Origin of the sequence: Novosphingobium sp. RL4, assembly GCF_035658495.1 — a bacterium.
GTDB lineage: Bacteria > Pseudomonadota > Alphaproteobacteria > Sphingomonadales > Sphingomonadaceae > Novosphingobium.
This window is the reverse complement of the sequence record NZ_CP141945.1, coordinates 226008-239481: the sequence shown is the minus strand read 5'-3', so window position 1 is coordinate 239481 and position 13474 is coordinate 226008. Positions and strand designations below refer to the sequence as shown.

Here is a 13474-nt window from a genome sequence, read left to right as displayed (position 1 = left end):
TCTCACCAGATCAGATGTCGTCGAGCCCGTAGAGCGCGACAAGGGTCTGCCGGTTCTGTCGATCCGCCTCGAACCGCGCAAGCGCCGGGTCCTGCTCCAGGATGGCATCGATGATCTTCAACCGTCCCGCCTTCCACTGGTCCAGCCCGAACATCCCCTGCATCGGTCCATCGGGGTGGGTGTTGCGGGAGGTTTCAAGCGCCACGCGGGTAAGCAGTTCGAACAAGGGCTGATCGACCATGCGAAACAGGGTTTCCTGCAACCCGGATTCAAGCGGCCCGAGCTGGGCGTCATCGGCGCATTGCGCGATATGTTGCCTGACCTTGCGCAGTTCGTCTCGAAGCGGCTGATCGCTGCAGCGCGCCGATGCCGCGCAGAGGCGGTTGAACAGGAGCGAGGTTATGTCGAGCACTTCCCGCCAGGAGGATTTTTCGCTTCTCACATAGGCGCTGAGCACTCTTTCAAGGTCGGCCCGGCCCGGCCTCCTGCCGTAGTAGCCCCCGCCGGGTCCGCGTTTCACTTCGAGCAGGCCCTCGTGCTCGAGAATTCGCGCCGCCTGCTGAACGGTGACGATGCCCACGCCGAACTCCCGGGCAAGCTCCGGGAGCGAGCCGATCTGCTCTCCGGGCGGAAGGGAAAATATCCGGTTGCGCAGGCATTCTGCCGTATTTCGCACCACCTGGCGCTTTTCGCCGCTCTTGCGGCCGGTTGCCCGTTCAGCCTCTGTCGATGTCATCCTGTAAAAATGAGCATATTATTATGATTTCGCAAGGGCGATCTTGCGGCGGATCGGCTTGATAGAATCAAAACATGCCCGTTATATTCGGCAACAAGACCGAATGCGGTATAACACAGGGCCGGAGCACCTGCCGGCCAGGGAGCGAATGCCATGGCTTTCAGGAATCCATCCATTGACGCACTGCCGCGTCATCCGCTGATCATCGGTGGGCGGCATGAAGAGCAAGGCGGCGGCGAAATGCTGGCGCATGTCTATCCGGCCACCGGCAAGGTCACGCGGGAAATCCGCATGGCCAACGCCGATGACGTGGACCGCGCGGTCGTGGCTGCCCGCAAGGCCTTTCCCGCTTGGCGGGCGATGCCAGGGGACAAGCGCCGCGATCTCATGTTCCGCATCGCCGCGCTGTTCGAGGCCCGGTCCGCCGATTTTGCGCCGAGCCTTATATCCGAAAACGGTTCGGTCGCGATGACGGCGCCTTACATGGGCTACGACGCTGCACAGAAGTTCCGTTACTTCGGTGGCTGGTGCGACAAGATCCACGGGCGAACGATCCCGATGTGGGGCGCGCCCGCGCACGATCACGTCGCTTATGAGCCTTATGGCGTGGTCGGCATCATCGTCCCCTGGAACGGCCCGCTGTTCGCCGCAACGATGGTGATGGCGCCCGCATTGGCGGCGGGCAACTGCATCGTTCTGAAGGCGCCCGACCTTGCTCCCTACAGCGTGATGAAACTGGTCGAGATCCTCCACGAGGCCGGTCTTCCCGAAGGCGTCGTCAACCTCGTGACCGGTGCGGCGGATGTCGGGGAAGCGATGGTCGCGCATCCGGGTATCGACAAGATCGAATTCATCGGTTCCGGCGCCACCGCCAAAAAGGTGCTGACCACGGCAGCGCAATCGCTCAAGCCCGTGGGGCTGGAGCTTGGCGGCAAGTCCGCGGTGATCGTTTTCGACGATGCCGACCTGATGCTGGCGGCCAAGAAGGGCCTGACCGGCGCCGTTTCCTCCAACGGTCAGGGCTGCGTGAACGGAACGCGCCTGCTCGTCCAGCGCGGGGTCTACGACCAGTATCTGCAGATCTTGGCTGCCATGGCCGGTCATGTGAAGAGCGGTGATCCTTTCGATGCGGCCACTGTGCTCGGCCCGGTCATCAGCGGGGGCGCCCTGGAACGGATCAAGGGCATGATCGATCGCGGCGTTGCTGATGGCGGCCGAGTGGTGGCCGGGGGCGAGCGGCTTGGCGGCGAATTCGCGGATGGGTTTTTCCTGCCGGTAACGGTCATCGCCGACGTCGCCAACGATTGTGAAATCGCGCAGAACGAGGTGTTCGGCCCCGTGCTGGTGGCCACGCCGTTCGATACCGAGGAAGAAGCCATCGCCCTGGCCAACGGCACCGAATATGGCCTCGGCGCCTATGTCCATACGCAGAACCTGCGCCGCGCACACCACGTCACGCGGGAACTTCAGTCCGGCATGATCCATGTCAACGGCTCCGGGGAGGCGATGCAGCCAAATTGTCCCTTCGGCGGCTTCAAGAAGAGCGGTCATGGGCGGCTCGGCGGGGTGGAGGGCCTTCACGAATTCCTCCAGCCGAAAAACGTCTGGATGAGCATGGCTGCCCCGGAGGTGAACTCGTGAGCCTGCTCGATCCGGGTGAGCGGACCTCGCGCGGCATCGCGGTCCAGTCGGAAGTGACCGGCAGGGCGGCAGCCCAGCCTGCAAGCCTGCTGCAGGAAAGCTGGCGCGACTTCATATATGCGGAAATCTGGTCGCGTCCGGGGCTGGATCGGCGCGCGCGCTTCCTGATCTCGATGGCTTCGTCGGCCGGAAGCAATGGCCCGCGCGATGCGCTTGACGGCTATGTAAGGGGCGCTTTGACGACTGGCGACCTGACCTTGGCCGAATTGCGGGAAGCGGCGCTGCACGTGGCGGTCTATGCCGGGTGGGACAAGGGCGGCGATCTCGATGCCGCGATCACGCGCGTGGAGGCGGAACTGGGCCTCGACCCGGCGCCCTGGGCACCGATCCGCGGCGAACCGTGGGATCCGCAGACACGCATGGAACAGGGCTTTGCCGCCTTCCGCGAAGTCATGACGTTCGACGGCCCGCGCGTGGGCAACGGAATGCCGTACCTGCAACACGGCATCCTCAACTTCGTGTTCGGCGAGATGTGGTGCCGCCCCGGGCTGGACCAGCGTTCGCGCCGTTTCCTCACGCTCGTCGGCGTTGCGGATTCCGCCGCGGTCGTGCCGATCGGCAGCCATTTCCATGCCGCCATGGCGAGTGGGAACTGCACGCCGGCCGAACTTCATGAATTCGTGCTGCAATATGCGGTCCACGCGGGATGGCCGAAAGCCTCGGTGGTTCAGGGCGTGGTCTTCGAGATGGCCGCCAAGTTCGAGAAGGGCCTGCCCTGGAACGGGTGAGGCGAAGGAAACCGACATGACCATTGCAATCGACATGACGGGCAAAGTGGCCCTCGTTACCGGCGCCGCATCGGGTCTCGGCCGTGCGGTGGCGCTGAAGCTGGCGCAGGCGGGTGCCGCGCTCTGCATCGTGGACGTGAATGCGGAAGGGCTGGCAGAGACCGAAGGCGCCCTGGCCGATATCGGCGCGCAAGTGCTGGTCCATGCCGCCGACCTTTCGGACCCCGCCGCCTGCAAGGGATCCGTTGCGGCGGCAACGGCACGCTTCGGTCGGCTCGATGCCCTCTGCAACGTGGCGGGGCTCATCTATCTCGCCCATTCGCACGAGATGGCCGAGGAACTCTGGCACCGCACCATGGCGGTCAACCTGACGGCACCCTTCATGCTTTCGCAGGCGGCGATCCCGCATCTGCTGGAAGCGAAGGGCGCGATCGTCAACGTGGCGTCCTGCGCATCATTCATCGGTGAGGCTTATGCCGCGGCCTATTGCGCCACCAAGGCAGGTCTCGTGAACATGACCAAGGCCATGGCGATGGAGTATATGCGCAAGCCCATCCGCATCAACGCGGTGGCGCCGGGCGGGATGATCACGAACATCGTCGTCAACTACAAGCCGCCCGAAGGCTGCGACATCGAACTGCTCAAGCGATTTTCCGGAATGCGCGGGACGGTGGAGGTGGACGATGTGGCCGACATGGTGGCGTTGCTCGCCTCGCCTGCCGGGCGCGGCTATCATGGCAATTGCATCTCGATCGACGCCGGGATCACCGCGGGATGAGCGCGAAGGAAACCATCGGCTTCATCGGGCTCGGCAGCCAGGGCGGCCCCATGGCCGAGCGCATCGCGGCGGCGGGCTATCCGCTCACCGTCTGGGCGCGGCGTCCCGAGGCGCTTCAGCCATTCGTGGACGCGGGAGCCCGGGGGGCGGCGACCATCGCGGAGCTTGGCGCGGCTTGCGACCACGTCGGCATCTGCGTGGTCGACGATGACGGTGTGGCCGCCATCGTCGAGGAACTGCTGGCGGCGATGCGGCCGGGTAGCCGCATCGTGGTCCATTCCACGATCCTGCCCGAAAACTGCCAGCGGCTTGCGGCGCGGTGCGCGGCGAAGGGTATAGCCTTCCTGGACGCTCCTGTCAGCGGCGGCGGCGCGGGGGCATCCGCCGGCACGCTGACGGTGATGTGCGGCGGTCAGGCTGACGACTTCGCGGCGGCGCGCCCCGTGTTCGAGACGTTCGGCGGGATGATCGTCCTCCTTGGCGCAGCAGGTGCGGGCCAGCGGGCCAAGATCGTCAACAACGCGCTGATGGCCGCGAACATGGGGCTTGCCCATGCCGCGATGCAGGCAGGCGCGGAACTGGGGCTCGAAGGCGCGGCATTACGCGAATTGGTCAAGGCCAGCAGCGGCCGCAGTTTCGGTTTCGAGGTCTATGCCAGGCTGCCGTCGCCGCAGGCCTTCTCCCACGGCGCGCCCTTGCTGGTGAAGGACGTGAAATTGCTCAAGGCCACGCTTCCCGAGGCCGGGGGCGCCGAGGCGCTTCGCATTGCTGCCGAACCTTTCCTTTCCGCCGCGATCGGCGCTGACCTTACGGAGACCCATCCATGAGCTTCACTCTCGACCAGTTCCGTCTTGACGGAAAAGTCGCTGTCGTCACCGGAGCGGGCGGGCGCGGCAATTCGATCGGCAGGGCCTATGCACTTGGACTTGCCGATGCAGGCGCGGCCGTGGTGGTTGCCGATCTCAATCAACAAGGGGCTCAGGCTGTTGCGGACGAGATCGCCGCGGCGGGCGGCAGGGCGCTGGCCGTGCAGGTGGATGTTGCCAGCGAGGAATCGACCCTGGCCATGGCCGCTGCAGCGAGCGAAGCCTTTGGCGGGATCGATATCCTCATCAACAACGCCGCTCTCATGGTCGATGTCAGCTACGACAATTGCGAGACGATCAGCCTCGATGCCTGGAACCGGGCCTTTGCCGTGAACCTCAACGGCGCACTGCTCTGTGCAAGGGCTGTCCTGCCTTCCATGCGCGCGCGCGGGGGTGGGCGTATCGTCAACCAGACGTCGGGCGGGGCATTCCCGGCAACCGGGCTTTACGGTATCTCGAAACTGGCGCTGGTCGGGCTCACCACCACGCTTGCCAAGCAGTTTGGGAAGGATAACGTGACCTGCAACGCCATCGCGCCGGGCAATGTCATGTCCGATGCCGGAAAGATGCTGGTGCCGGACGATTCCCCTTTCATCCAGTTCCTCAAGATGACCTGCGCGCTGCGTCCGCGCGGAGAGCCGGACGAACTGGTCGGCACCGCGCTGCTGCTCTGTTCGCAGGCGGGCCAGTGGATCACGGGGCAGACCATCCATGTCGACGGAGGATGGGTGCTGCGCCCGTGATCCCCGGCGGCAGTCAATGCCGCTCTATGGTGACGTGGCGAAGTTCGTGGACCGGGGTGAGCCGTCGGCGCAATTCGGCGGTGTCCACGGCGGTGTCGTGGGCGGTGACGCCGATGATTGCCGCGTGGGCCTCCGGACCGATCCGCCAGACGTGGAGGTCGGTGATGCGGGCATCTCCCGGCCCTTCCACGACCTCGCGAACTTCTTCGGCGACGTGCGTGTCGGTGCGGTCCAGCAGGACGAAGGCGGTCTCCTTCATGAGCGTCCAGGCCCAGCGCGCGATGACTACGCCGCCGACGATGCCCATGACCGGGTCGAGCCAGATCCAGCCGAGGTAGCGTCCGGCCAGCAGCGCCGCGATCGCCAGAACCGAAGTGAGCGCATCGGCAAGAACGTGGACATAGGCCGAACGCAGGTTGTTGTCGCCATGCCCATGGTGCCCATGACCACTATGGTCGTGGTGGCCATGCTCGTGGTGTCCATGGTGATCGTGATGATGATGGCCGGATAGCAGCAGGGCGCTGACGATGTTCACGGCCAGGCCGATCACCGCGATCACGGTTGCCTCGCCGAATGCCACCGTGATCGGGCGGAACAGGCGCAGGAACGATTCCACGCCTATACCAAGTGCGATGAGCGCGAGTACGAGCGCCGAGGCGAACCCGGCAAGATCGCCGACCTTGCCGGTGCCGAAGCTGAAAGCCGGATTGCGGGTATTCCGCCGGGCATAGCGGTAGGCAATCGCGGCGACACTCAGCGCGCCGGCATGAGTGGCCATGTGGAAACCGTCCGCCAGCAGGGCCATGGAGCCGGTCAGGTACCCAGCGACGATTTCGCCCACCATCATCAGGGCAGTGAGCAGGACGACCCACAGAGTTCGCCGCGCGTTCTCGTCATGAGAGGCGCCGAGGAAGTCGTGGTCGTGTGCGAAGCGATCGAGGTCGAAGTGAGTGGCCATGGCGCAGCGCCTTCTACTTGGCATAGCGGCGGATCGCCGCGATCAGGGCTTCCGCGCCTTCTTCTCGTTCGTCCTGCGTCAGGTCCGGGGCTGCGACGTGCGCCTTCACATGATCGGCGATCAGTTCGTCGATGAGACCATTGATCGCGCCGCGTACTGCTGCGGCCAGGTGAAGCGTCTTCGCGCAGTCTTCCCCGCCGACGAGCGCACGCTCGACGGCCTGGAGCTGCCCGATGAGGCGGCGGACGCGCATGACGAGCGCGTCGTTGTTTTCGGTCAAGTGAGCCATAGGATACCCCCCTATGGTATATTGAAGTCTGGCGCAAGAAGTGCTGCGCACTCGCGCCAGTGTCGCTTGCGGGTCAGGGGGGCAGCAAAAAGAGGACCGGCGGGCATAAAAGGTGGGTTGGTGCCCGCCGGCCCCTCAGGCACTGTCAGGGATGTGCGGAGAGATGCTCTCCCGGACAGTCTCCAAGTGGATTGGGAAGTTCCGGATTGCCTAGAACTTCGCGGCCAGTTCGATGCCGTAGACGCGGCCCTTGTTGAGCGGGGCGAAGGTCGATCCGGCGAAGAACGGCAACGGGGCCTCGGTGCCGTAAGTCGCCTCGTTCAGCAGATTGGTGGCATAGGCGGAGATGCTGTAACCGCCATGGCGCAAGGTCAGGTTGGCATCGACCATGGTGGCGCCGCGCAGCAGGCCGGTGTTGGCGTCGTTGTACCAGTCGGCATCGCGGTGGTTGGCGCTGACGCGGGCATCGACGCCGAACTGGTCGAAATCATGGCTCCATGCCAGCGTGCCGCCATAAGTCCACGGTGCGAGACGCGGCAGCTTCAGCCCGTAGTCGACGTCGTTGATGACGCCGTCGTTGTTCAGGTCGTAGATGATCTTGGTGTATTTGCCTTCGGTATAGCCGAACTGGCCGCTCAGGGTGAAACCGGCGCCCGGGCGCAGCGTCACTTCGCCTTCCACGCCGCGGATGCGGGCATTGGCCGAGTTGGTGATGATCTGCGCCGTGCCGCTGCCCAGAACCGGGGTCTGGATTTCGCGCTGGACGCCGTCGATCTTGTTCCAGAAACCGGCAACGTTCACGCGCAGGATGCCGCCGATATCCTTCTTCATGCCGATTTCGTAGGAGTTCTGCACTTCGTCATCGAACGGTCCCGGATCGACGGCCGGGTTGACGTTGCGGAAGTTGTAGCCGCCGCTGCGGAAACCCTTGGCCCAGAAGGCATAGACCTGGGTTTCGGGATCAGGCTGCCATTGCAGGCCCACACGCGGCGTCAGGCCCTTCCAGGTGTTCTTTCCGTGGAAGGTGAAGTCGCAGGTCTGCGCTTCGTAATCGCAGCCCGTGGCGGTGAGGTTGGCGACCTTCACGGACTTGGTCTCGCTGGAATAGCGGGCGCCGAGGTTCAGCGTCAGGCTGTCGGTGAAGTGCCAGTCCACCGCGCCGAATGCGCCGTAGGTATCCTGGTTCTGGATGCCGCCGCCCGAAAGGGTGCGCGTGCCGCCCGAAAGCGTGCGCTGTTCGATGTAGGCGATGCGCTGGGTGAAGAAATAAAGTCCGGTCGTTACGTCCACTCTGCCGAAGGTTCCGGCATAGCGAAGCTCGTCGCTCATCTGTTTCTGGTGCGTGGTGTTACCCGAATGGAAACTGTGCACCGGTGAAGCGTCGATATCGTTGGCCACGTTCGAGTTGTACTCGCGGTAGGCCATGATGTTGGTGATCTTGCCGTTGCCGAAATCGGTATCGATGTTCGTTTCGTTCGAGGCCATGTGCCAGTAGTTGTGCGCGAAGCCTTCTTCGTCGAGGTTCACGCGGAAGCTCTTGACCGGGTAGAGCCCATGGTTGGTCGCCACGGCGCCATCGCCGTCATATTTGCCGTATTCGTAACGGAAGATGCTTTCAAACCCGTCAATCGGCGTAAAGCGCAAGGCCGGACGCACGATGAGGGTGCGGTTCTTGCCGAGGTGGTCGTTGCCGTTGAAATCGTTGTGGAAGTAGCCCTCGTCCTTGTCATAGTAGACGGCGAGCTTGGCCGAGATTTTGTCCTGCACGATCGGGCCGGTGATCGTCCCGCTGACCTTGTATTCCGGGCCTGACGAAACCGAGGCCTTGAAGTCGGCGGCGAAGTGATCCTTGGGAACGGTGGTGCGCACGACCACGGCGCCGCCGGTGACGTTGCGACCGAACAGCAGTCCCTGCGGGCCGCGCAGCACTTCAAGCCCTTCGATATCGAAGTTGCCGAAGACGACGCCCGCGCTCACGCCGAGGTAGACTCCGTCGATGAACACGCCGACAGTGGGGTCGATCGAGGGGATCGAGCTGTTGATGCCCAGGCCGCGGATCGAGAAGTTGGCGTAGCCGGGGGTGGTGCCGATCTGGCTGAGCTGGACGTTCGGCATCGAGTAGCTGAGGCTCTGGAACGTCTGGAAGTGCTGTTCCTCAAGCTGCGCCGCGCCAAATGCGGTGACCGCGAAGGGGACGTCCTGCACGTTGGATGCCTGGCCCCGCTTGGTGGCGGTAACGACGATGGTATCAAGGCCGCCGTTGTTCGATTCCTGCGCCGTGTCCGCCTGCGGCGCGGCGTCTTGCGCCAGCGCGGCAGAGGCGTGGCACAGCACGAGCCCGGCGCTCGTTGCCAAGAGCCCAGCCTTGATGGTCCTGGAGATGTTCACTCAGCGATCCTCCCAAAATCCCGGCGCGTCGCGCCTTCATGTTCTTTTTTGTCTCGTGCGGCCCGTTGTTGCGGGTGCCGCCTCCGTTTCAGACGCCCAAGGCATCCTTGCTGATGGCGTCCTGTTCAATTCGGAGCCGGGTTTCGAGGGGGATTATCACAAGGCTGATATCGATTTCAGCGGCGCCGCGCGGTCGCTATCACAAATGGGAAACAGGGGAAGTGGGGCGATGCATATCGTCCCGCGTCTGCACGGATCGCCCAGCCATATCACGGATATGAAACATGCGTCCCCGCCGGCCGATCGGTATCGGGCGTGCCGGCCCCGTGCCACGGCTCTTGCGTGAAAAAGCCTGAACCATCGGAAGAGGTGATCGTGACGACCAGCGGCCAAGCCACCCTGTCCCAGCCTGAACAACCGGCAGCCATCGGCGCATCGCGCGGCGGGCTCGACGCGCTTTTCGCGCCGCGTTCGATCGCACTGGTCGGCGCGTCCGACGATGCCGCGCGTATCGGCGGGCGGCCGCTCAAGTACCTCCGCGCGAGCGGGTTCTCCGGCCCGGTCTATCCCGTCAATCCCAAGCGCGAAACGGTGCAGGGCGAGCCGGCCTACGCTTCGCTTTCGGCCTTGCCGGAAGCGCCGGACCTTGCCCTGCTGGCCGTTCCGGCCGCTGCCACGCGGCAGGCGGTGGAAGATTGCGTGGCGGCAGGCGTGAAGGCGGCGATCGTCTTCGCGGCGGGATTTGCCGAAATGGGCGAAGAAGGGCGGGCCGAGCAGGCGCGGATAGTGGACATAGCGCGGGCGGGGGGGCTGCGGCTGCTGGGTCCGAACTGTCTTGGCGCGGCCGATTCCTCGATCGGTTATTACGGCACCTTTTCCGTCATGCTCGATGACGGTTTCCTGGAGCCGGGCCCGGTTGCCATCGTTTCGCAGAGCGGCGCCTATGGTTCGCATATCGCGCAGCTTGCGCGGTCTCGCGGGCTGGGCATCAGGCACTGGATCACCACCGGGAACGAGTGCGACGTGGACATGGCGGAAGCCCTGCGCTGGGTGGTGGACCGCGAGGGCGTGAAAGTGGTCATGGCCTATGCCGAGGGCGTGCGGAACCGCGCCCTGTTCTTCGAGGCGCTGGATGTGGCGCGTCGGCGCGGTATCGGCGTGGTGCTGCTCAAGGTCGGTCGTTCGGAAGTCGGCGCTCATGCCGTGGGCAGCCATACCGCTGCTCTGGCGGGGTCGGACGCGGTCTTCGATGCAATCTGCCGCCAGTTCGGCGCCCACCGTGCCCGCAGCACTGCAGAGCAGATCGACGTTGCCTATGCCCTTGCCCGGGCCGGGGTGCCGGAAGGCGACAAGCTGGGCATCTTTTCGATGTCGGGCGGGCTGGGTATCCAGATGGCGGACGACGCGGATGAGGCGGGCCTTGCCGTGACCCCCATGCCCGAGGCCGCACAGGCGGAGCTGAAGGCCTTGCTGCCCTATGCCTCGCCGGTAAATCCCATCGACGCGACGGCGCAGGCGATGACCGACTTGCCGTTGATGACCCGTTACATCCGCACGGTGATGGAGCAGGGCGGATACGATATCTTCGTGGCCGTTCTCGGCACCGCGCCGGCTCTGCCGTCCTATTCGGTGCGCCTGGCCGAAGCGCTGGATGCAGCGGCAACGGGGCATGACGGGATCATCAAGGCCGTCACCATGTCGGCCCCGCAGGATGTCGTACGCCGTTATGAGGAGCGTGGTTTCCTCGTGTTCGAGGACAGCGCGGCGCTAACCCGCGCGCTGGGAGCGCTTGTGCACTTCCGGCGGAGTTTTGCCCGGGCGGCCAGCCATGCAGAGCCTGTTCCCCCACTGCCCTCGCCAGTAGAAGCCAGCGGCGCGCTCTCCGAACATGGCGCCAAGCGGGTGCTGGCGGCAGCCGGGATGACATTCCCCGATGAACGGCTGGCCGGCGATGCGGACGACGCCGTGATCGCGGCGCGGGCGATCGGTTTTCCCGTCGTGCTCAAGATCTGTTCGCCCGATATCGCGCACAAGACCGAAGTCGGCGGTGTGGCGGTGAACGTGAAGGACGAAGCCGCCGTTCGTGAGGCTACCGGCCTGTTGATCGAAAGGGCAAGGGCAGCCGTGCCGGGAGCGCGGATAGAGGGCGTTCTGGTGGCGCCGATGATTGCGGGCGGCGTGGAAGTGATTGCCGGTGTCAGCCTGGACCCGACGCTCGGTCCGGTCGTCATGTTCGGTCTGGGCGGTATCCTCGTCGAAGTGCTCAAGGATGTTTCGTTCCGTGCCGTGCCGTTTTCCGCGGATGAGGCGAGGCGGATGATTGCCGAAACCAATGCCGGCAAGGTGTTGCAAGGGGTTCGCGGCGCGCCGCCGTCCGATATCGACGCTCTGGCGGAAACGCTGGCGGCGCTTTCGCGGTTTGCCGCTGCCAACCAGGACCGGCTTGCCGGGGTCGATATCAATCCTATCAGGGTCATGCCAGTGGGTGAAGGCGTGGTTCCGCTTGATGCGTTGGTGCTGCTCTCGCGATGAGCAGTCGTCTGCTCGACCGCGAGTTCCTCGATTTCCTGCTGCATGATTGGCTGGATATCGGCGAAGTGCTGGCGCAGCCGCGCTTCGCGGCACATGGTCGTGAAACGGTGGATGCGGTGATCGACCTTTCGGAAGAGGTCGCGCGGGACATGTTCCTGCCGCACTTCAAGGAAGGAGACGCCGAAGAACCCCGGTTCGGACCGGACGGCGTGCAGATTCACCCGCAGGTTGCCGCAGCCTTGGGGGAATATGCCCGGCTCGGCTTCTTCTCCGCCGGTTTCCCGGAGCACCTTGGAGGTCTCGGCCTGCCGTTCTTGGCCGCGAGCGCATCCTTTGCCTGGTTCGCCGCCGCCAACATCGCCACATCGTCCTATGCAATGCTGACTGTGGCCAACGCGCGGCTGATCGCATCGTTCGGCAGCCCCGCCCAGGTCGAAGCCTTTGCCCGGCCGCAGATCGAGGGCCGATGGTTCGGCACGATGTGCCTGTCAGAACCGCAGGCGGGGTCCGATCTCGGCGCGGTGCGGACCCGCGCCGAATTCCACGGCGAAGACGGCCTCGGCCGCCGCTACCGCCTGACGGGCTCGAAGATGTGGATTTCCGGCGGTGAGCACGATGCCGCGGACAACATCGTCCATCTCGTGCTTGCGAAGGTCGCGCGGGAGGACGGCTCCTTGCCGGATGGAACGGGCGGCCTGTCGCTGTTCATCGTCCCGCGCGTGCTTCCCGATGGTTCGCGTAATGAGATTGCGGTGGCGGGGCTCAATCACAAGATGGGCTATCGGGCGATCCCGAATTGCCTGCTGGCATTCGGCGAACAGGAAGGTGCGGCCGGCTGGCTGGTCGGCGAGGAGGGGCAGGGCCTGCGCCAGATGTTCATGATGATGAACGAGGCGCGCATATCTGTCGGACTGGGGGCGGCGGCCATCGCGTGCCGGGGCTTCGGCCATGCGCTGGGCTATGCGCAGGAGCGTCTGCAGGGACGAATGCGGGGCAGCGGGTCAACAGGCGCGGTTCCCATCATCGCGCATGCCGACGTGCGACGGATGTTGCTGGCCCAGAAGAGCTATGCCGAAGGCGCGCTGGCCCTCTGCCTGTTTGCCGCCCGCCTGGTGGACGAGGAACACGATCCCGAAAGTGCGGCCCTGCTCGCCCTGCTGACACCCGTCGTGAAGACCTTTTCGTCGGAGTTCGGGCTGGAGGCCAATGCCCTCGCCATGCAGGTCCATGGTGGCTACGGCTACACGCGGGATTTCGATGTCGAGCAACTCTATCGCGACAATCGCCTGAACCCGATCCACGAAGGAACGACCGGCATCCAGGCGCTTGACCTGCTTGGCCGAAAACTGCTGCGCGGCGGAGAAGGCGCGGCGGTGCTGACGGCCCGCATCGCCGCAACCGCCAGAAATGCTCGGTGGCTGCCCGAACTGGCGGCGATGGGCGATGCGCTGTCGGCGGCATGGCATGCGATCGAGGCGGCGCTCGATGTGCTGCGCACGATGCCGCAGGAGCAGGCCCTGGCTCGGGCGACGCCGTTTCTCCATGCATTCGGGCACGGCGTTGTCGGATGGGTATGGCTGGATCTTGCGATAGCCGCGCGCGCGGCCTCGCCGCGTCTGCAGTGCGGCACACTGGCGGCCTGCCGGTATTTCTTCGATTGCGAGATACCGCGCATCGCCGCATGGCTCACGCCTTGCACGGCTTCGTCGGACCTGTTTGCGGTGGAGGCCGACTGGCTCTGATGGTGCGGGGCGG

Annotated in this window: 11 protein-coding genes; 7 read left to right on the top strand and 4 right to left on the bottom strand. The window is 64.8% G+C overall.

Annotation, left to right across the window (positions count from 1 at the left end):
- Positions 1–10 precede the first annotated feature (10 nt).
- Positions 11–736: a GntR family transcriptional regulator gene (locus U9J33_RS18420; protein ID WP_132468823.1), complete on the bottom strand. Its 726-nt coding sequence runs from the start codon at positions 734–736 to the stop codon at positions 11–13.
- 153 nt (positions 737–889) lie between these two features.
- On the opposite strand from U9J33_RS18420, the gene U9J33_RS18415 reads away from it, so the two are divergent.
- The 5 genes from U9J33_RS18415 to U9J33_RS18395 are packed head-to-tail and all read left to right on the top strand — an operon-like array spanning position 890 to position 5552.
- Complete coding sequence (locus U9J33_RS18415; protein ID WP_054441967.1) at positions 890–2377, top strand: aldehyde dehydrogenase family protein; 1488 nt, start codon at positions 890–892, stop codon at positions 2375–2377.
- A complete protein-coding gene (locus tag U9J33_RS18410) occupies positions 2374–3165 on the top strand; it encodes a carboxymuconolactone decarboxylase family protein (protein WP_054441966.1) in 792 nt (263 codons plus the stop codon). Before U9J33_RS18415 ends, U9J33_RS18410 begins: the two co-directional genes overlap by 4 nt.
- Before the next feature lie 16 nt (positions 3166–3181).
- Entirely contained in the window at positions 3182–3943 is a 762-nt protein-coding gene (locus tag U9J33_RS18405; protein ID WP_324699638.1) for an SDR family oxidoreductase, read from the top strand.
- Positions 3940–4770 (top strand): NAD(P)-dependent oxidoreductase, encoded by an 831-nt coding sequence (locus tag U9J33_RS18400; RefSeq protein ID WP_185999729.1) that lies wholly within the window; start codon positions 3940–3942, stop codon positions 4768–4770. The genes U9J33_RS18405 and U9J33_RS18400 overlap by 4 nt, the downstream gene beginning before the upstream one ends.
- The gene (locus U9J33_RS18395) at positions 4767–5552 is read left to right on the top strand and encodes an SDR family oxidoreductase (RefSeq protein WP_185999728.1); all 786 of its coding nucleotides are present in this window, start codon (positions 4767–4769) and stop codon (positions 5550–5552) included. Before U9J33_RS18400 ends, U9J33_RS18395 begins: the two co-directional genes overlap by 4 nt.
- Before the next feature lie 13 nt (positions 5553–5565).
- Here U9J33_RS18395 and dmeF read toward each other — a convergent pair whose 3' ends face one another.
- From dmeF to U9J33_RS18380, 3 genes are all read right to left on the bottom strand, one after another.
- Positions 5566–6510, bottom strand: coding sequence for a CDF family Co(II)/Ni(II) efflux transporter DmeF (gene dmeF, locus U9J33_RS18390; RefSeq protein WP_185999727.1), 945 nt, complete (start codon positions 6508–6510; stop codon positions 5566–5568).
- Between the two features lie 13 nt (positions 6511–6523).
- Positions 6524–6799, bottom strand: coding sequence for a metal/formaldehyde-sensitive transcriptional repressor (locus tag U9J33_RS18385; RefSeq protein ID WP_054441961.1), 276 nt, complete (start codon positions 6797–6799; stop codon positions 6524–6526).
- A 210-nt stretch (positions 6800–7009) separates the two neighbouring features.
- The gene (locus U9J33_RS18380; protein WP_231636267.1) at positions 7010–9187 is read right to left on the bottom strand and encodes a TonB-dependent receptor; all 2178 of its coding nucleotides are present in this window, start codon (positions 9185–9187) and stop codon (positions 7010–7012) included.
- A gap of 375 nt (positions 9188–9562) precedes the next feature.
- Here U9J33_RS18380 and U9J33_RS18375 point away from each other — a divergent pair, with 375 nt between their 5' ends.
- The gene (locus U9J33_RS18375) at positions 9563–11719 is read left to right on the top strand and encodes an acetate--CoA ligase family protein (protein ID WP_221937308.1); all 2157 of its coding nucleotides are present in this window, start codon (positions 9563–9565) and stop codon (positions 11717–11719) included.
- Complete coding sequence (locus U9J33_RS18370; RefSeq protein WP_185999726.1) at positions 11716–13461, top strand: acyl-CoA dehydrogenase; 1746 nt, start codon at positions 11716–11718, stop codon at positions 13459–13461. Before U9J33_RS18375 ends, U9J33_RS18370 begins: the two co-directional genes overlap by 4 nt.
- Positions 13462–13474: the final 13 nt, after the last annotated feature.

What these genes read in the sequence shown, in the direction of transcription:
- U9J33_RS18420 (WP_132468823.1), bottom strand. Translation starts at nt 736, where the DNA reads ATGACATCGACAGAGGCTGAACGGGCAACCGGCCGCAAGAGCGGCGAA.
- U9J33_RS18415 (WP_054441967.1), top strand. Translation starts at nt 890, where the DNA reads ATGGCTTTCAGGAATCCATCCATTGACGCACTGCCGCGTCATCCGCTG.
- U9J33_RS18405 (WP_324699638.1), top strand. Translation starts at nt 3,182, where the DNA reads ATGACCATTGCAATCGACATGACGGGCAAAGTGGCCCTCGTTACCGGC.
- U9J33_RS18400 (WP_185999729.1), top strand. Translation starts at nt 3,940, where the DNA reads ATGAGCGCGAAGGAAACCATCGGCTTCATCGGGCTCGGCAGCCAGGGC.
- U9J33_RS18395 (WP_185999728.1), top strand. Translation starts at nt 4,767, where the DNA reads ATGAGCTTCACTCTCGACCAGTTCCGTCTTGACGGAAAAGTCGCTGTC.
- dmeF (WP_185999727.1), bottom strand. Translation starts at nt 6,510, where the DNA reads ATGGCCACTCACTTCGACCTCGATCGCTTCGCACACGACCACGACTTC.
- U9J33_RS18385 (WP_054441961.1), bottom strand. Translation starts at nt 6,799, where the DNA reads ATGGCTCACTTGACCGAAAACAACGACGCGCTCGTCATGCGCGTCCGC.
- U9J33_RS18370 (WP_185999726.1), top strand. Translation starts at nt 11,716, where the DNA reads ATGAGCAGTCGTCTGCTCGACCGCGAGTTCCTCGATTTCCTGCTGCAT.